Here is an 18957-nt window from a genome sequence, read left to right on the forward strand (position 1 = left end):
GCGGCGGCCTTGGGACGGCCTCAGAACTCCTCCCAGTCGCCGTCGTCACCGGCGGGAGGCGCGACCACCTTCTTCGGCTTGGCTGGCGTGAGCGGCCGTTTGGCCGCCGGCCGCGCACTTCCCGGGCGCGTGCTCGGGACGGCGGCGACGGGACGCGGCGCCATGCCCTGCCCGACCAGTCCCTGATCGACCTTGAACACCGAGACCACCTTGGCCAGGGCACGCGCCTGCTCCTCGAGCGACTCGGCCGCGGCCGCGGCCTCCTCGACCAGCGCGGCGTTCTGCTGGGTGACGTCGTCCATCTGGGTGACCGCCTGGTTGATCTGCTCGATGCCGGTCGACTGCTCGTCGGAGGCGGCGGAGATCTCGGCCATGATGTCGGTGACGCGCTTGATCGAGGTGACGATCTCCTCCATCCGCTCGCCGGCCTCGTTGACCTGGGCGGTGCCCGAGTCGACCTTCTCGACGCTGTCGGTGATCAGCGTCTTGATCTCCTTGGCGGCGTTGGCCGAGCGCTGGGCGAGGTTGCGCACCTCGGCGGCGACCACCGCGAAGCCACGCCCCTGCTCGCCGGCGCGCGCGGCCTCGACTGCGGCGTTGAGCGCGAGGATGTTGGTCTGGAAGGCGATGCCGTCGATCACCCCGATGATGTCGGCGATCTTCTTGCTCGACTCGGAGATCGCCGCCATGGTCTCGACCGAGGCCTGCACCACGGTCCCCCCCTTGACCGCAACCTCGGAGGAGGTCACCGAGAGCTGGTTGGCCTGACGGGCGTTGTCGGCATTCTGCTTGACCGTGCTGGTGAGCTCCTCCATCGAGCTTGCGGTCTCCTCCAGCGAGCTGGCCTGCTCCTCGGTGCGCTGGCTGAGGTCCTGGTTGCCGGTGGCGATCTCGTTGGAAGCGGTACTGATGGTGTCGACCGACTCCTTGATACGCAGCACCAGCTGCTGCAGGTTGGCCACCGTGGTGTTGACCCCGTCCTTGGTCTCACCGAACAGCCCGGGGTAGTCCTTGGTGATGCTCTGGGTGAGATCGCCCTCGGCGAGCGCCTTGGAGACCCGCATCACGTCCTGGAGACCGACCTCGGTGGTGTCGGAGAGTTGATTGAGCAGCTGCCCGATCTCCTGGGCGAAACCCTGCTTGCCGGCAAGATCGAGACGCACGCTGAAGTCGCCCTGGTTGGCGGCATCGACGATGCTGCGGATCTCGTTGACGACATTGGTCATCGAGGTCACCGAGCCGTTGACCCCAGCCTTGGTGCGACCGAACAGCCCCGGGTAGTCACGGGTGATCGACTGCGACAGGTCGCCGGCAGCGAGCGCGTCGGCCACCCGGGTGATGTCGTTGAGACCGGTCTCGGTGGTATCGGAGAGCTGGTTGATGTTGACCCCGATGTCCTTGCCGAAGCCCTGCTTGTCGGTGAGATCGATGCGCTTGGAGAAGTCGCCCACGGCGGCCGCCTCGACCACCTGCGCGATCTCGCCGACCAAGGTCTTCAGCGTCTCCTGCATCTGTTTGAGCGAGAGCAGCAGACTGCCCTGGTCTTCGGGCTTGGTATGGATCTCCTGCGACAGATCGCCGGCGGCGATCACCCGAACCATGGAGGCGGCGTAACCGGGCTCGCCACCGAGCTGGCGCATCAACCCGCGCACGATCCAGAAGCCGACGCCAATTCCCACCACCAGGGCGATCACGCACAGCAGCAGCACTTGGGTGGTGGCCGAGTCGACATTGTGCTGGGCCTCGTCGCCGGCCTCGCGCATCAGGTCGGTCTGGAAGCTGATCAGCGAGGAGATCGCCCGCAGATACTCTTCCTGGACGTCCTCGATCTCGGTCTCGAGCAGCGCCTTGGCCGCCTCGCGCTGACCGTTGCGCAGCAGGCCCATCAGTCGCGACTGGGCGTCGAGATAGGCCGCGCGGGTGTCACGGGTCGCCTCTAGTCGGCGGATGCCCTCCGGCGACTGGATCATCGACTCGAGCTGATCGAGGTTCTTGGTGATCTCGCGCCCGTGCTGCGCGATCGCATCCATCTCGCGCTGCATCAACACCCGATCGTTGTCGATCAAGATATTGCGCACCGAGCGGGCCACCGCATTGACACCATCGATAACGTTGTTGGCATAGACCGTCTTCGGGAACAGGTCATCGGTGATGGTGTCGATGTTGCGATCGATGCCGTAGATCTTGCTGATGCCAATGAACCCGACCACACCCAGCAGCACCAGCACGATGCCGAAGCCCAGTCCCAAGCGTGTCGCGACCTTCAAATTCCCCATGTCGGCTCTCCCGTCATGCTCTCGATTACCGACGCCACCGCGCACGCGGCGACGCGCTCACTCGGCACTCGCGCGTGCCTGATCGACCAGCCCCATTTCCTCGCTGTTCATCAGCCGCTCGATATTGACCATGATCACCATGCGTTCCTCGAGGGTGGCGAGCCCGTCGATATAGGCGGTATCGAGCACCGCACCGAACTCCGGCGCCGGGCGGATCTGATCCTGGCGCAGCGCGATGACGTCGGAGACGCCGTCGACCACCATGCCGACCACGCGTCCGGTGATGTTGAGGATGATCACCACGGTGAACTGGTTGTACTCGACCTCGCCGAGGTCGAACTTCAGGCGCATGTCGATGATCGGCACGATCACCCCGCGCATGTTGATCACGCCCTTGATGAAGTGCGGCGAGTTGGCGATCTTGGTGACGGTGTCGTAGCCGCGGATCTCCTGCACGTTGAGGATGTCGATGCCGTATTCCTCGTCGCCCAGGGTGAAGGTGAGATACTCGCGCGAGTCCTCGCTGTTGACGGTGGTCGAATCCTGAGAGTCTTCGTTCATCGGTTCCTCCACGGGACCCTACTCCTCCAATGCGGTGTTGATGGTGGTCAGGACGTCTTGCGACTGAGCCGGACCAGGGCGTCGACGTCGAGGATCATGGCGACTCGCCCATCGCCCATGATGGTCGCCCCGGAGATCCCCTCGACCTTGCGATAGTTGGTCTCCAGGCTCTTGATCACGACCTGGTGCTGAGCAAGCAGCTCGTCGACCTGCAGCGCGGCGCGCCCCTCGTTGGACTCGATGATCACCAGGATGGTCTCCTCGGCGGCGACCTGCTGAGGGCTCAGCCCGAAGATCTGGTGCAGGGCGACGAGCGGTAGATATTCCTCGCCGACGTGCACCACGTTGCCCTTTCCGGCCAGGGTCTTGCATTGTCCCGCCTGGGGCCGGATGGACTCGCGGATCACCGTCAGCGGGAGGATGAAGGTCTCGTTGCAGACCCGCACCGACATGCCATCGAGGATCGCCAGGGTCAGCGGCAGGCGGATGGTGATGCGCGTGCCGCGCCCCGGCTCGGAGTCGATCTCGACACGACCGTTCATCGCCTCGATGTTACGGCGCACCACATCCATCCCGACACCACGACCGGAGATGTCGGTGACCGCCTTCGCCGTCGAGAAGCCGGGGGCGAAGATCAGCTGCCAAACCTCCTTGTCGGAGGGGTTGTCGGGGAGCGCCACGCCACGCTCGACGGCCTTGGCGAGCAGTCGATCACGATCGAGCCCGGCACCGTCGTCGCTGACCTCGACGACCACGTTGCCGCCGCGATGACTGGCCGCGAGCACGATCTCACCGGTCTCGGGCTTGCCCTGCTCGAGGCGCTGCTGGGCGGTCTCGATGCCGTGATCGATGCTGTTGCGAACCAGATGATTGAGAGGATCGGCGAGTCGCTCGATCAGCCCCTTGTCGAGTTCGGTGTCCTCGCCGATGAGCTTCAACGTAACCTTCTTGTCGAGTGCGGAAGCAGTGTCGCGTACCACCCGGGGGAAGCGATTGAAGACGAAGCTGATCGGCATCATGCGGATCGACATCACCGCCTGCTGCAGATCGCGCGAGTTGCGCTCGAGGTTGGCCAGGCCGTCGAAAATGCGCTCCTGGGCGACCGGGTCGAGCGCCGAGGCCGACTCGGCGAGCATCGCGTGGGTGATGACCAGCTCGCCGACCAGGTTGATCAGCTGGTCGACCTTCTCGACGCTGACCCGGATCGAGGACTCGCCCTGGGGCTGACGTCGCGCGCCAGCCGGCGCCTGGCGCGGCGGCTCACCGCCGGCGACGGGCGCCGCGGCAGCGGCGGCGGTTTCCGCCGCTTCGGGGACCCCGGGGGCCGAGTCGAAGAAACCGAAGCCCTGTTGCCGCTCGTCGCGTGCCCGACCGGCGGTCTCGGCGACCTGCTCCATCCCCGGACTGCCGCCGAACAGACCGAAACCGTCGAGTTCCTGATCGGCGCCGCGCTCGCTCCCTGGCGCGTCCTCGAAGAACCCGAAGCCCTCGTCTTCCTCGACCGTCGCCTCAGGAATGATCTCGACCTCCTCGGGATCGCAGAGAAAGTCGAAGATCTCGACGATGGCCTCGCGCTCGGCCTCGGTGCACAACCGCCAGGTCAGGCGATCGGCCGGGGCATCGGCGGGGACATGGCGCTCGAGTTCGCCGAGTTCGGCGAGCGCGGCGGCCAGCCCGGCCTCGCGCTCGTCGCCACTCCCGCCGAGCAGCTCGGCGGCGAACACCAGGCGCCAGCAGGGGCGCGGATCGGCGAATCCGGCGATCGGCTCGGGGGGGGGCTCGATCGTGCCGCCCTGGGATAGCTGCTCGAGCCGCTCGCAGACCTCGGCGATCTGCGGATCCTCAAACTCCTCGCCGCGCTGATGGGCGGCGAGCTGGGCCTTGAGCAGATCCCCGGCCTGGAGGGTGGCGTCGATCATCTCCACCGTCGGCGCCAGCTCGTGCTTGCGCAGACGATCGAGCAGGGTCTCGAGGATGTGCGTCACCCGGGCGACGTCCTGAAAGCCAAAGGTCCCCGCCCCGCCCTTGATCGAGTGGGCGGCCCGGAAGATGGCGTTGAGCACCTCCGGGTCGGGGGCCCCGATATCCAGCTCCAGCAGCAAGGTCTCCATCTCGGCCAGGTGTTCGCCGGCCTCGTCGAAGAAGACTTGATAGAAACGGGTCATATCGATGGTCATGTCCGCCCCTTCATCCGTATCGCCCAGGAGGCGTGTCAGCCGATCACCTTGCGTACAACCTCCAGCAGCTTCTTCGGGTCGAAGGGCTTGACCAGCCAGCCGGTCGCGCCGGCGGCCCGCCCCTGGCTCTTCATCGCATCGCCCGACTCGGTGGTCAGCATCAGGATCGGGACCGATCGATAGTTCGGCAAGGCACGCAGCTGCTTGATCAGCGTCACCCCGTCCATCCGCGGCATGTTTTGATCGGTGAAGACCAGATCGAAGCGACTCGCGCGCGCCTTGTCGAGACCGTCTTGGCCATCGACCGCCTCGGTCACACTGTAGCCAGCCTCCTTGAGAGTGAAGGAGACCATCTGGCGGATGGAGGCGGAATCATCCACGGTGAGAATCGTCTTAGCCATCGAGAGAATATTCCAGTTCGATTGTCTCTGTGTCACCCATCTGGGGACACGTCATACGTACAAAAGCACGCAACAACCTCTCGTCGGAATCCCGTCGCGCACGCAATGCGCCCGAACTCAAGCCGGAACCTTGCGATGTGCTGGGTCGGCGTCCGAGGCCATCTCGTGGACGCCGAACGGGTGGACACCTCGGTGTGTCGGGGACAGGATCAATGGGGTTGCTCCTGCCAAGAGCAAAGGGACTGCGGGATACCCCGACGCCGGCGGCGAGCGGTGGATAGGATGAAGCAAAGGGAGCCCTGGAGTCGGGCCAGAAGGTGACATGTCGCATAATGAGGGACGGTCTGTTCGTCAAGGCTCCTTGTTTCGCGGCACGCGCGCCAGCGGCGCTCACGGCCAATCCACCCCTATTGAATAGGTTCGGATCGGACACGGCGGCTCGATTCAAGCCGCTCCGTGTCCGGCGACGAATGACCGCATCCACATTCGCGCCTCCATAGTATAGTCATCACGGATGCAAGACCACCGTTCAGCCGTACCCTCTCGAAACCATGATCCACAGCACCCGGCTCCTCACCCTTGCCATGGCCCTGCCCCTGGCCGCATCACTCCAGGCGCAACCACCGCAACCGGCCGAGATCGCCGACGCCGCGGGCGTCTGTCTCCCCAATCGACCACAGACCACGCCATCGGCCGACTTCACCCCGATCGAGGACGGCCAGGCGGTGCGCCACCAGCCGACCGGACTCGACTGGCAACGCTGCGCACTCGGCCAGCGCTGGGACGGACGCGACTGCGTCGGCCGACCCGGCAGCTGGTCGTGGCGCGCGGCCGAGGCACTGGTCGCCGGGCGCGACGACAGCTGGCGCCTGCCCCGTGCCGACGAACTCACCACCATCGTCGAGCGCTGCCACCCCGGGCCGGCGGTCAATCCGCAGGTCTTCCCCAACACCCCGGGGATCATCTTCTGGACCAGCTCGGGGGACACCGGCGGGCTCGACCGCGCCTGGGCGGTGAGCTTCTTCGCCGGCAGCCGTTATCGCATGAGCAAGGAGCAGGAAGGCGCGATCCGGCTGGTACGCGAAACCCCAGGCGGGGCCGCCACGCCCTGAGCCGGGGCCGTATGACTACAGACTGAAGCGCTTGACCAGCGCCTCCAGGCGTTGAGCGTGCTCGACCAGGGTGGCGTTGACCTGCTGACCGTGCTCCATCGCCTGGGTGCTCTCCTCGGCCAGTTGGTGGATCCGCGCCATGCTGGCACTGATGCTCTCGCTCACCTCGCGCTGCTCGCGCGTGGCCGCGGCGATCTGCAGCCCCATCTCGTTGACCCCACCGACACCGGAGCGGATCTCCTCGAGCGCGGTGCCGGCGCGGTTGGCCAGACTGGCGCAGTCCTGCGCCTGGTCGTTGCTGTGCTGGATCGCCTCGGAGACCTGGTGGGCAGCGCGCTGCAGTTCCTCGACGATGGTCGCGATCTCGCGGGTCGACTCCTGGGTCCGGTTGGAGAGGTTGCGCACCTCGTCTGCGACCACCGCGAAACCGCGTCCGGCCTCGCCGGCGCGCGCCGCCTCGATTGCGGCATTGAGCGCGAGCAGATTGGTCTGCTCGGCAATCGCCGCGATCGCCTCGATCACCTGGCCGATACCCGCGCTACCGCGCTCGAGACGCTCGACCACCGGCTGCATCTCATGCATCTGCGTGGCCAGCTGGTCGATCGCGGCAGTGGTGCGACGCACCTCATCGCCACCCTCGGTGGTATGACGCTCGGCGGCCTCGGCTGCAGCGCGGGTGTCATCGGCATGCTGCGAGACCGAGCGCGCCGAGGCGGCCATCTCGGTGCTCGCCGAGGCGACATGATCGGTCTCCTGCTGCTGCTCACGCGCCAACGCGATGGTCTGGTCACCGGCGGCGAGCAACTGCTGCGCCGAGTCGTCGAGTTCGGTGGCGGTCCCCGCCACCTCCTGGATGATCCGGTGCAGCGTCTCGGTGTGGCGGTTGAGCGCGCCGAACAGGGTGCCGATCTCGTCATCGTTGGTGATGTCGAGACGCAGCGTCAGATCCGCCTCCATCCGCGCGAGCTGATCGACGGCGCCCTTGATCGGACGCGCGACATAGCGCTGCACCGCCCAGGTGATGGCCCCGGCCAGCCCCAGCAGCAGCACCAGCAGCATACCGTTGAGCAACCAGGCCAGCAGGGTGGTGCTCGCCACGCGCTGCTCGAGTCGCGTCCTCGGCTCGCCGATCAGGTGCACCCCGATACGGTTGCCGCTGTCATCGAGCACCGGCGTGGCGACCACGAACCAGTCCGCAGTCACCCATTTGGGGTGATGCGGCAGGGCGCCATCGGCATCGACCAGGCTGCGCGCGAAGGCCAACGCCTCGGCATCGAACCAACGATCATTGGCCAGCACCCAGTCGCCCACGGCGGTATTGTCACGCAGCGCGGGCAAGGCGCGGGCGTGATCGGCATCGATCAGCAGGACATACTGCAACGCGTCGGCCTGGAAGTTGCGGCTGACACTACCGACGCCCTGGATCATCTCCAGACTGCCCAGATAGCGCTCGCCGTCGAACACCGGCGCGAAGGCGTGGATGTTCACGCCGAACTCACCGACCTCGAACTCGGCGTGCGACTTGCGCTCGACGAGCGGCCGCAGAGGCGCCGAAGCAAGATCCATCCCACGCGGGTTCCAGCTGCGCACGATCAGCCGCCCCTCGGGATCACGCAACTGGAAGCGCAGACCGCGATAGTTGGTGGTGGCGCGATAGAGCGCCGAGATTCGCGCCAACTCATCACCTCCGGGCGTCGCATCGGTGAAGATGGAGATGATGCTCGGGCTCTGCGCCAGGGCCACCGTGGTACCGATCCCGAAGTTGTTCTTGGCGTGTAGACGCTCGTCGAGCACCAGCCGCAGGGTCTCGGCGCGCTCGGCCACCACGCCCTCGGTCAGCCGCTGCTTGACCCACTGCAGCGAGCCGAAGCCAATGACCAGGAATAGGGTGCCGGACAGGGCGATGATCAGGAGCAGACGTTTCTTCAGCGAGAGGGATCGGGACATCACAGGGACCTAGGAACGGGGGATGGAGACCGCTGGGGCGGATGATCAGGGGGCAACAGCAACCGACTCCGCCATGCCGGACGGCGGGTAGCATCTGATCGATGACATGGAAGTCCAGGACACACGGCAACGACACGACCGCGCCGGGCATGATCTCGGCGCCATGCGCGCGGTGTGCGCAACATCGGAAGGGCGGTTGAACCTGGACCTGACCGGGGGTCTCTGGTGGGATCCGGCGGGACGCGATCTGTACGAGCGAGGGGATACGACACTACGCGATATCACATGTCTGCCGGGTACACATCGAGCGGATCGCGGCGGTCGCGAACAGACCGAACACGTCGCCGTCATTCTTGACGCTCCACCAGCGTATCGTCCTCGTCAAGCAGCGGTGACGGCCTCGGTCGCGTCTATCTTAGCGACCACCGGACGGCGGCGGCAAGGGCCGCCAGGCAATGGGCGACGACACCACCCGCCGTGGATGGCGGACGATGTCGCGCCGAGTGATGTGCACCGCTCACCAGGGGCGGTACTCGAGCCCTGGGATGGCTGCGCGATCGAAGACCTGGGGCAGGCACTGCATCAGCTCATCGAGTTCCTCGAGCGCCATGTGGCGACCGTAAGAGGCCTTGGCGGCATCGATCGGCAACTCGACCCAGTAACGCGATGCGGCGGGTTCGAAAAGGATCTGCAGCACGTTCTCGTCGGCATCGATGATGCCCAGATAGTCGTCCTCGCTCTGCAGTCGCGGCAACAGCTGCTCGCGAATCGCCCGCGCGCTCATCTCCACCGCGCTGGCCGAGGAGACGGCCTCACCCGCCCGTTCGAACAGATAAAAGACTCGGTAGTGCATGGTCGACAGTCATCGCTCCAGTGTGAACGCCGCGGAAGGCACATCCATCCCGCGGCCTGATGTTTCCATACGGCACCGCCACGGCCGGGACCATTGACGAAGCCATGCTATGATCCCGCACGCAGACGATCTCCCCCAGTGGCGGCCAACGGCGATCCTTGGCCATCACCGGGATGCTGATCGATTCCCGAGGCGGAATCAATCGGACGCTCGCCACCGCGTGCCCGCTCCCGGGACGCGCTCCAGGGAGCAGCTCCACCGCGGACTCGGGCGTCCAATCCCCGAACATACCGCGACTCGCACCACCAGTGCGCGATCGATTGCTGGGACGATGATCGACGCGCCACCGCACAGGGACTGTGAAAGCCCCCACCCGTCCCCTCGGGATCGCCCGTGCGCGACCGCCCGAAACGCAACAAAAGCAACGCCTGACCAAGGACCTAATCACCAGAACAGCGATCGGGATGCCGCGCCCCGCAGGTGACGCACCGCCCGGCCACCCGATCGACGCCGGAGGCATCGATGGCCTTTTTCAAACTCAAGCTCCACTGGCAGATCCTCATCGCCCTCGTCCTGGCCATCGTGGCCGGCCTGCTGGCCGGTCGCGAGGCCGCCCTGCTCGGGGTCAGCGTCTATTCGATCTTCGACTTCATCGGGCAATTGTTCCTGAATGCCCTGAAGATGCTGATTGTACCCCTGGTGGTTTCCTCCATCATCGTCGGCGTCTCGGGCATCGGCGGCTCGCGCAACCTCGGGCGCCTGGGGGCCAAGACCATCGGCTATTACGTGCTCACCACCCTGCTGGCGGTGCTCGCCGGGTTGTTCGTGGTCAACCTGTTGCAACCCGGGGTGGTCGAGGGCTCGGCCCAGGAGGTCTTCGGCTTGAGTGCCGAGCGCGCCGGCTTCGAGGCGCAGTTCGCCGACAAGGACGCCGGCGACATCGTCGAGGTCTTCCTGCGCATGATCCCGACCAACGTGGTCGCCGCCGCCAGTGCCGGCCAGATGCTCGGACTGATCTTTTTCAGCCTGCTCTACGGCTACTATCTCACCCGTATCGAGGGCGATCACGCCAAGGTCCAGGGCGATTTCTGGAACGGCATGTTCGCGATCATGATGCGAATCACCGACCTCATCATGCGTTTCGCCCCGCTCGGCGTCTTCGCCCTGGTGGCCAAGACGGTGGCCGACTCGGGAATCGAGGTCTTCGGCCCGCTGGCGCTGTTCTTCCTCACCGTGGTCGCCGCACTCGGTATCCACTTCTTCATCACCCTGCCGCTGCTGCTGCTGCTCGCCGGCTTCAACCCGTTGCGTCACTATCAGGCGATGAGCGCCGCATTGCTCACCGCCTTCTCCACCGCCTCCTCCTCGGCCACCCTGCCGCTGACCATGGAGTCGCTGGAGAAGAACGCCGGGGTGTCCAACCGCACCACCAGCTTCGTGCTGCCGCTCGGCGCCACCGTCAACATGGACGGCACCGCGCTCTACGAGTGCGTGGCGGTCATCTTCATCGCCCAGGCCTACGGCATCGAGCTCGGGCTCGCCACCCAGATCACCGTGGTGCTGCTGGCGCTGACCACCTCGATCGGGGTGGCCGGGATCCCGGCGGCGAGCCTGGTGGCGATCTCGATCATTCTCGCCGCCGTCGGCCTGCCGCTCGAGGGCATCGGTCTGATCCTCGCCGTCGACCGCATCCTCGACATGATGCGCACCTCGGTGAACGTCTTCGGCGACTCCTGCGGCGCGGTGCTGATCGCCAAGAGCGAGGGCGAGCAGGGCATCCTCCAGGGGCCGGCACGAGGCTGACCGGCGCCCCGGCGCGAACCATCGGGACGGCGGCCGGTCGAATCCGGCGCCGTTCCCGCCAACATTCCACCCCGAGCGCATGACCTCAACCGTGTCGCAACCCACCGACGACGACGGCACCGCCCGCGCCTTTCGTTCCCGCGTCCTCCGCCCCACCGAAGGCGTGTTCCTCTTCCACCCTCGCGCCATCGAGCGACTGGTGGCCAAGCAGCTCGGTCCAGACGGCTATGAGGGCTCCATCCCCGAGCCAAGCTATGCGCTGATGCCCTGCGCCGACTTCCTCCACGGACTCGAGACCGAGAACCCCGAGGCGCTGGCGGTGATCGAGGGCCTCGACCTGCCCGCCGAGGTGATCCTGCTGCCGATCCCGCCCGAGCAGCGACTCGATCGCGCGGGATTCGTGCGGCTGCTGCGCGACTACTGGGGCCGGCGCTTCGAGGCTGAGGTGGCGCGCGCCTGGCAGCTCGCCGGCGGGCAGGTGCCGACCCGCGCCACCGCCACGCTCATCGAGCTGATCGGTGCTGGCGCCTTCGCCGAGATCCGCGAGGTGCTGGGGCGCGACGGGCTGATCCCCCAGGGCGTCGCCGACCCGCTGGTCTGCCGCGCCTTCGTCGCCCTGCTCGTCCGGCTCCACCGCTTCGCCCCGGGGACGCGCGGCTTCCTGTTCCCGGCGATCGCCGACTGGGCGGCGCTCGATGCCTGGCTCGCGACCCTCGACCTCGCCCCCGACGACGACCGGCTCACGGCGCTGCTCGCGCGCACCCGCCCCGATCGCGCCTGTGGCGAGGCGCCGCGCCACCTGCCATTGCCCACCGCCCTGCCCTATGGCACCGGCGACCCGGGGCTGAGGGTACGCGCCCCGCTGCCACCGCCGGCGCCACGTACCCCGACGACACCGGCCAGCGCGCCGCCCGCCCGCGCCGCCACCTTGCACTCGGCCTGCCTGGCCGCGCTCCATCAGGGCTCGCAGCTGCCCCGACAGCGCTGGAACCAGCGCCTGCGCGACTGGCTGCTCAATACCCTGGGCCCATTGCTCGCTGCGCTGCTCGCCCTCGGACTGCGTCTCGAGCGGCGCACCCGCGGGCTGCCGGCGGTGCTGATGGCCCCCTATCTGATGCTCTTCCGTCATGCCATCCGCATGGCCCAGCGTGCCGAGCTCAACGACCGCTATGCGCTGACACTGTGGCAACTGGTCAACGCCGAGCGGCTGTTCCAGCGCATGGGCCAGCCCTGCGCGCCCGATGCCGAGCAGATTGCCCGGATCATCGCACGCCGCATCGATCGTGCCCGCCAGGCCCTCGGTGACCTCATCGCGGTGCGCTGGAAGCTGCCGCCGGGTGAGGCCCAGGCGCTGCGCGCGCTGATCGCCCGGCTGATCGAGGAGGACCGCCACGGTGCCAGCTGCCGCGCCGCCCGGGCACAGCTGCGGATGCTCGAGCAGGTACTGCATGAGGGGCGTGCCACCTACTACCGGCTGCGCCCCCTGCACTGGATGCTGAGCGGCGGGCGACGACCCTTGCGCCAGATCCTCCCCTTCCAGTCGACGCTGAAGGCGTTGCACGCGCTCGACACCGGGCTGGCGAGACTCGACGGCATCGGCTGGACGGTGGCCGAGGTCGAGCGCTGCGCCGCACCGCTGCGCACCCTCTCGGCGCGTCACAGCGAGCGATTGCAGACCCAGTTGCGCCCCCACCTCGAGCGGATCCTCGATGAGGCCGGCTTCACCCCCGACGACCACCGTCAGCGGGTCGCCGCGCACAAGCTGCTCTGTGAGCTGCTCGATGTCATCGAGTACCGCCGTCACCTGCGTTTCACCGATGTGCGCGACATCGTCGCGCGCAACACCCTGCGCCTGCCCGACCCCGGTCCTCGCGAACTGCTCGGCGGCGATCGTCTGGCGCGCTTCGACCGCGCCGCCGCCCGCGCCCTGCCCGGCCTCTACAAGCCCGGCGAACTCTATATCAAGGGCCTGCAACAGCTCAGTGCGCCGCTCTTCGGCACCCCCGGCGGACGCCTGGCGATGCGCCACCTGCTGCTGCCCTTCGGGCTGGCCTTCCTCGGGCTCAAGACCCTCGACCTGCTCGTCGGCCTGCTCGCACCGCCCGAGAGCCACCCCGAGCTGGCACCGCTGTGGCTGGTCGCCCTGGTGGCAATGATGGTCAACCTCGGCGTCTACACCCGCATTGGCCGGCGGTTCTTCATCGCCCTCTGGCAGGGGCTCGGCACCCTGCTGCGACTGCTGCTGTTCGACGGGTTGCGCCGGTTGCTGCGCTGGCGCCCGGTGGCCAACCTGCTCGCCACCCGCGCCATCCGCGCGCTCGACCACAACCTGCTGCGCCCGCTGCTCACCGGCACCCTGGCGCTGCTGCCGCTGATCGGGCTGGCCAGCCTGGTCGAGGGGCTCGCCATCGAGCCCGGCGCCCCCTTGTTCGGGCTGGCCTTCACCCTCGGCATCCTGATCAACAACACCCCCCTCGGGCGGCGGCTGGTCGATCAGACGGTGAGCGCGCTCGGCGGCTTCCTGCGCCGGGTCAACCAGACCCTGGTGATCGGGTTGGTCAAGGCCCTGCTCGACTTCTTCAAGGAATTCACCCGACGCTTCCAGCAGGGGCTGCACCGCATCGAGGAGCTGCTCAGCCACCATCTCGCCGAGTCCGTGCCCGAGCTGCTGCTCAAGTCGTTGCTGGCGCCGCTGTGGAACCTGATGCAGTCACTGATCCAGTTCTACGTCACCGTGCTGGTCGAGCCCCAGGTCAACCCGATCAAGCACTTCCCGCTGGTCACCATCGCCCACAAACTGCTGCTACCCTTCCTGCCGGCGATCACCGGGGTGCTGGTGGCGCTCACCGAGTCGGTGCTGCCGAAGCTCATCGCCTACCCTTTCGCCACCCTCACCGTGCTGCTGCTACCGGGGCTGGCCGGCTTCCTGGTCTGGGAGCTGAAGGAGAACTGGAAGATCTATGCCGCCAACCACCCGTCCTCGGGACCGGGGCTGGACCCTGGAATCGAGCCGGCGGTGGTCGGCGAGCACGGCGAGCACATGCGCGCGATGCTGCGCCGAGGGATCCACAGCGGCACCCAGCCCAAGGCCTTCGACCGGCTGCGCCGGGTGCTGCGCGAACAGCTCCGCGACGAGCGCCCGGCACCCTGGCGGGTGCACGAGGCCCAGCGTCGGGTTCATGGCATCGAGCGGGCGATGCAGCGTTTCTGCGAGCGTGAACTCGCCCACGCGCTACGCCTGCGCAGCACCGAGACCGGCTGCCGCCTGGCGCGGGTCGAGACCCTGGCGCCACGCCTGGCGACCAATGCCTGCGCGCTCCGACTCGCGCTCACCCCGGCGACGACGCCACCCACCGCGGTGCACCTCGGCATCGACATCACGCTGCGCGACGGTCGGTTGCACTACCGCGCCAGCGCCACCGGCGCGCTCGCACAGATCGAGCCGGCGTGCTGGCGCGCCATCGCCGAGGACATCGTGGTCTTCGCCGGGCGGGCCGGGGCCGAACAGGTGGAGATCCTGCTGCCGCCGGGCTGAGGCCGCTCAGTCGTCGCGCCCGCCACCCGGCCAGCGCAGCAGGACGCGCCCGGCGTTGGCGAGCTGGCGGCGCAGCAGGCGCCAATCCTCCCCACCCTGACGCGCGCCACGCACCCGTAGCAGCCGTGCGCGGCTGGCGCGATCGAGCCGCCCGAGCAGGGCCGACCACAGCGCGTCATCGACGTTGTAGGCCGTCTCGGGCAGCAGCGCCACCGGGACGGCGTCGGCCACCGCGACGGCGAGATCGGCGCTCGCGCGTTCGAGCGCGGCGCGGATGTTGGCCGCCTTGGGACGAGCGGCGCTGTTGAGATCATAAGGCGGCGCCCACTCGCGCACCGGGCGCAACCGATCGATGTGCGAGAGCACTAGCAACAGGGGCGGCGCCGGGCGCTCTGGGCGCGCGGCGAGATGGGCGCGCAGGGCATCAAGTCGAGCGCGTTCGGTGGCGCGATCGGGGCGGTGCGCCGGACTCACCCACAGCAGCATGTCGGCGGTGTCGGCCGCGGCGTGCAGCGCCGCGTCGTCGAACTGCTCCAGCCCGGGGGTGTCGAGTACCAGCCCCAGCGCCAGACCGTCGCGTTCGAGACGCAGCGGGGTCGGCTCGCGGGTGGTGCCGGGCAAGGCGTCGGTGGCCAGACGCAGGCTGCCGAAGAGCGCATTGATCAGGCTCGACTTGCCGGCGTTGGCGCGCCCGAGCACCAGGATGCGCAGCGGCTCGTCGACCTCGGACTCGTGCTCGGAGCGGTCGAGGTCGCGCGCCGATTCATCAAGGCGCGGCGGCGCCGCACCCGGCGTCTCGTCGAGCGAGAGCCGACCGCTGTAGAGGGCGATGGCGTAATAACCGACCTTGCGCACATACTCGCGCAGCACCCAGGCATAGAGCTCGTCGCGCGCCAGCGCATAGCCGCGACTGCGTAGCCGCGACAGCGCCTCGGCGAGCAACGCGCTGGTCGGACTGGCCACCCAGCGCCCGGCGCGATAGAGCCCGTAGAGACGCTCGGCAAACCCCTTCCAGCGATAGAGCCGCGCCAGCATGCCGAGGGTGAGGGTGTGGCTGAAGGGGATCTGCTCGGTCACGCTGAGACGCAGGTCGTGGCTGGCGCGCTCGATCACCAACAGGGCATGCGGCAGGGTCAGCTCGAGCAGCGGCTGCTCGACCTCGGGATGGAAATGACGGGCGACCCGCTCCAGGGTCTGCTGGCCGAGCAGCCCCAGACGCATGCCCTCGCCCAGCGGCCAGTCCTCCGGGCGCAGCTCGGCGAGTTGCTGCTCGACCACCGCCCAGGCGTCGACCGCGCCCGGGGTCCAGTCGGGGTCGGGGCCGGTGTGGGCCGCGGCCAGACAGACGCGCTCACGCCGCGCCGCGAGCAGCATCAGCCCGTGCCCGAGCAGCACGCAGAGCGCCCCGCCGAGGAGCCAGTAGAACACCATGCCCTGCTGATAGAGCCACCAGCCACCGGCGAGCAGCAACGCCAGCGGTGGCAGCGCCCAGAACGCCAGCGCCAGCGCGCGCCAGCGCCCCACCCAGCGCAACAGCGGATTCATCGCCGCCCCCGACCGACCAGCGCCCGTCCGCGCTCGAGCTCGGCGGCGAAGCGCGCGCGCAGCGCCCGCGCCTGGGTCTCGACGCCGTGACGACGATCGTTGAAATAGGCCCCGGCGGCCTTGCCCAGGGCATAGGTGGTGGCGCCGCTCGCGCTCGCCCCCCACAGCGCGCCGAGCGTCTGGCCGAGTCCGGGCACCAGCTTGACCAGGGCGCGCCCGGCGGCATGGGTGGCATAGGCCGCACCCACGCCGATGCCGAGCAGACCGAGGAACTCACTGATCTCGCGCCGTGACCAGGGCTGGCCGTAGAGCGCAGCGAGGCTCTGCAACAGCTTGGCCTGGATCGCCGGCACCCCGACCAGGTCGACCGCCGGCAGCGCACCGACCCCGGCCGCGGTCAGGGCATAGCCGACGATGTGCGGATGGGCGCTGCGCGCGAACAGGTCGCGCACCTCGGGATCGGCCCGCAGCAGCTCGGTCAGACGCAGGCTGGAGACCCCGTCGAGCGCCGACCACAGCGCCTCGATACCGTAGTCCGGTGGCGCGAAGCCGTCCTCCGGCAGGGTCAGGTCGATCGCCACCCAGCGCACCTCGGCCGTCCCCGGCAGCTCGCCGAGCGCGTCGCGTTGGGCACGCAGCGCGCGGACCAGATCGTTCGGCAGGTCCATCGGCCAGGGGTCGTGGTCGAACGGATAGGGTGTCGGGTGCGGATCGGTGACCCGCGCATAGAGTTCGTGCAACCCGGTCTGGGCGACCACCACCGGCCACTCGGGGTGGCGCCGACGGACCTCGCGCAGCACCTCGAGCACTGCCTGCTGATTGGGATCGGCGACCTTCATCACCGCCAGCAGCAGGTGCGACTGCGACTCGCAGAAGCGGATGTCCTCGGCCGGGTCGTAGTCGATCTCGCCGAGCCCGCGGGTGTCGAGGAAGCGCACCAACGGCAGCTCGGCGGGGAAATCGTAGAGCCGCGCGGTCCTGGTACAGGGACGGAAGCCGTCGCCGACCGCGGCGGCGCTGCTCGCCGTGAGCGTGCGCACGATCGAGCTCTTGCCCGACTGGGTCTTGCCCACCAGCCACACCACCGGCGGCGGATGGCGCTCGCGCGCCGCGGCCAGGGTGCGCGCGAGCGCCGCCTCGTCGACCCTGGGGTCGAGCAGCACCTCGCGCACACGCCGCCAGCGCGCGCGCCAGCCCTCGCCGTCCTGTCGATCCGATGACTCGGTCATGACCACCTCGTTACCGCTACCAGCTACCAGCTACCAGCTACCAGCTACCAGCTACCAGCTACCAGCTACCAGCTACCAGCTACCAGCTACCAGCTACCAGCTACCAGGGGGATTGAACCGCGAAGGCGCGAAGGACGCAAAGGGATTCGATGTTGCGCGATGCCGAAGGGCGCCCAACGGAAGCTGGTGGCGCTCAGCGTCCAGCCACCAGCCGACAGCCGCCAGTGGGGAGGGTCGGCGCCGATGATGGCGACAGCGGCTGATGTCCTGCGGCGACGGTGGGAGGAAGAGCGCCCACTGGGAGCTGGGAGCTGGGAGCTGGCCACTGCTGGGACTCTTTCAGCGTCCAGCCACCAGCCGACAGCCGCCAGTGGGGAGGTTCGGCGTCGATGATGGTGGCGCGGTTGATGTCCAGCGGCGACGGCGGGAGGAAGAACGCCCACTGGGAGCTGGGAGCTGGGAGCTGGCCGCTGGCCGCTGGCCGCTGGCGACTGACCGCACGGTCTGGCATCCGCGTCCGGCTGTGTAATAATGCAATCGCACTCAGCCACTCCCTCCTCGGCCCGTCATCCTCCACGTCCAGGCACGGCCGCCGGGATGGTGTCGAACCATGTCTCATCGCGACGACCACGCGCCTCGCGAGGTCATCAGCGCCACAGTTAAGGGTGAATCGTGTACGCAGGAGAACGCTTCAACAGCATCACACATCTGGTGGGCGCGGTGCTCGCCCTGATCGGGGTCACCGTGATGATCACCCTCGCCAGCACCGAGGGCGGCGCGGTACGGATCTCGAGCCTGACCATCTATGGGGTCACGCTGTTTCTGCTCTATCTGTTCTCGACCCTTTATCACAGCCTGCGCGGACGCGCCAAGCAGATCTTCCGCATGCTCGATCATCATGCGATCTATCTGCTGATCGCGGGCACCTACACCCCCTTCACCCTGCTCGCACTGCAGGGCAGCGTCGGTTGGTGGCTGTTCAGCGCGGTCTGGGGGCTGGCGGTGATCGGCATGATCCTCGAATCGCTGCCGCGCAAGGGCGCACGGGTGCTGCCGATCCTGATCTATCTGGCGATGGGCTGGCTGGTGGTGTTCGCGCTCGATCCGCTGATCGCGGCGCTACCCAAGGCGGGATTCTGGTGGCTGCTCGCCGGGGGGCTCTTCTACACCGTGGGCGTGGTCTTCTACGTCCTCGACGATCGCTTCCCCTGGTGTCACGGCATCTGGCATCTGTTCGTGCTCGCCGGCAGCATCAGTCACTACTTCACCATCCTGCTCTACCTATGACCGAGATTACACCCCAGGACGAGGCCATCACCGAGCTGCAGCTGCGCCTGACCTATCAGGAAGACGACCTCAAGCAGCTCAACGCGGTGGTGACCCGTCAGCAGACCGAGATCGACACACTGCGCGAGGAACTCGCCAAGATGCGCGCCTGGATCACCTCAGCGCTCAGCGCACGCGACGATCAGACGGGTGGCGCGCCCACCGACGAGCCGCCACCGCCGCACTACTGAT

At 67.9% G+C, this 18957-nt stretch carries 13 protein-coding genes; 5 read left to right on the forward strand and 8 right to left on the reverse strand.

Translation table 11 applies throughout. The features are described 5' to 3' along the window. Window positions 1-20 precede the first annotated feature (20 nt). The 4 genes from MARPU_RS08830 to MARPU_RS08845 are packed head-to-tail and all read right to left on the reverse strand — an operon-like array spanning window position 21 to window position 5415. The gene (locus tag MARPU_RS08830) at window positions 21-2276 is read right to left on the reverse strand and encodes a methyl-accepting chemotaxis protein (RefSeq protein WP_005224176.1); all 2256 of its coding nucleotides are present in this window, start codon (window positions 2274-2276) and stop codon (window positions 21-23) included. Window positions 2277-2333: 57 nt separating this feature from the next. Then, window positions 2334-2837 (reverse strand): chemotaxis protein CheW, encoded by a 504-nt coding sequence (locus tag MARPU_RS08835; protein WP_005224177.1) that lies wholly within the window; start codon window positions 2835-2837, stop codon window positions 2334-2336. A gap of 47 nt (window positions 2838-2884) precedes the next feature. Beyond that, window positions 2885-5014, reverse strand: coding sequence for a chemotaxis protein CheA (locus MARPU_RS08840; protein WP_005224178.1), 2130 nt, complete (start codon window positions 5012-5014; stop codon window positions 2885-2887). Between the two features lie 35 nt (window positions 5015-5049). Then, the gene (locus tag MARPU_RS08845) at window positions 5050-5415 is read right to left on the reverse strand and encodes a response regulator (RefSeq protein ID WP_005224179.1); all 366 of its coding nucleotides are present in this window, start codon (window positions 5413-5415) and stop codon (window positions 5050-5052) included. A gap of 551 nt (window positions 5416-5966) precedes the next feature. Here MARPU_RS08845 and MARPU_RS08850 point away from each other — a divergent pair. Next, window positions 5967-6527: an Lcl C-terminal domain-containing protein gene (locus tag MARPU_RS08850; protein ID WP_005224180.1), complete on the forward strand. Its 561-nt coding sequence runs from the start codon at window positions 5967-5969 to the stop codon at window positions 6525-6527. Window positions 6528-6542: 15 nt separating this feature from the next. Here MARPU_RS08850 and MARPU_RS08855 read toward each other — a convergent pair whose 3' ends face one another. Then, complete coding sequence (locus MARPU_RS08855; protein ID WP_005224181.1) at window positions 6543-8474, reverse strand: methyl-accepting chemotaxis protein; 1932 nt, start codon at window positions 8472-8474, stop codon at window positions 6543-6545. Between the two features lie 517 nt (window positions 8475-8991). Then, window positions 8992-9327 carry a hypothetical protein gene (locus MARPU_RS08860; RefSeq protein ID WP_005224182.1) on the reverse strand — a complete coding sequence of 112 codons (336 nt, stop codon included), beginning with the start codon at window positions 9325-9327 and terminating at the stop codon, window positions 8992-8994. 522 nt (window positions 9328-9849) lie between these two features. On the opposite strand from MARPU_RS08860, the gene MARPU_RS08865 reads away from it, so the two are divergent. Both MARPU_RS08865 and MARPU_RS08870 read left to right on the forward strand, forming a co-directional pair. Further along, window positions 9850-11130 carry a dicarboxylate/amino acid:cation symporter gene (locus tag MARPU_RS08865; RefSeq protein WP_005224183.1) on the forward strand — a complete coding sequence of 427 codons (1281 nt, stop codon included), beginning with the start codon at window positions 9850-9852 and terminating at the stop codon, window positions 11128-11130. A 91-nt stretch (window positions 11131-11221) separates the two neighbouring features. After that, a complete protein-coding gene (locus MARPU_RS08870) occupies window positions 11222-14665 on the forward strand; it encodes a sulfite exporter TauE/SafE family protein (RefSeq protein ID WP_232229452.1) in 3444 nt (1147 codons plus the stop codon). Window positions 14666-14671: 6 nt separating this feature from the next. Here the strand turns inward: MARPU_RS08870 and MARPU_RS08875 are convergent, their stop codons facing one another. Beyond that, window positions 14672-16210 (reverse strand): GTPase family protein, encoded by a 1539-nt coding sequence (locus tag MARPU_RS08875; protein WP_005224185.1) that lies wholly within the window; start codon window positions 16208-16210, stop codon window positions 14672-14674. Next, complete coding sequence (locus MARPU_RS08880) at window positions 16207-17439, reverse strand: YcjF family protein (RefSeq protein ID WP_005224186.1); 1233 nt, start codon at window positions 17437-17439, stop codon at window positions 16207-16209. Before MARPU_RS08880 ends, MARPU_RS08875 begins: the two co-directional genes overlap by 4 nt. Window positions 17440-18111: 672 nt before the next feature. On the opposite strand from MARPU_RS08880, the gene trhA reads away from it, so the two are divergent. Both trhA and MARPU_RS08890 read left to right on the forward strand, forming a co-directional pair. Beyond that, on the forward strand, window positions 18112-18726 hold the full coding sequence (gene trhA, locus MARPU_RS08885) for a PAQR family membrane homeostasis protein TrhA (protein WP_005224187.1): 615 nt from the start codon (window positions 18112-18114) through the stop codon (window positions 18724-18726). Then, on the forward strand, window positions 18723-18956 hold the full coding sequence (locus MARPU_RS08890; protein ID WP_005224188.1) for a SlyX family protein: 234 nt from the start codon (window positions 18723-18725) through the stop codon (window positions 18954-18956). Before trhA ends, MARPU_RS08890 begins: the two co-directional genes overlap by 4 nt. Window position 18957 lies beyond the last annotated feature (1 nt).

Source organism: Marichromatium purpuratum 984, assembly GCF_000224005.2.
Lineage (GTDB): Bacteria > Pseudomonadota > Gammaproteobacteria > Chromatiales > Chromatiaceae > Marichromatium > Marichromatium purpuratum.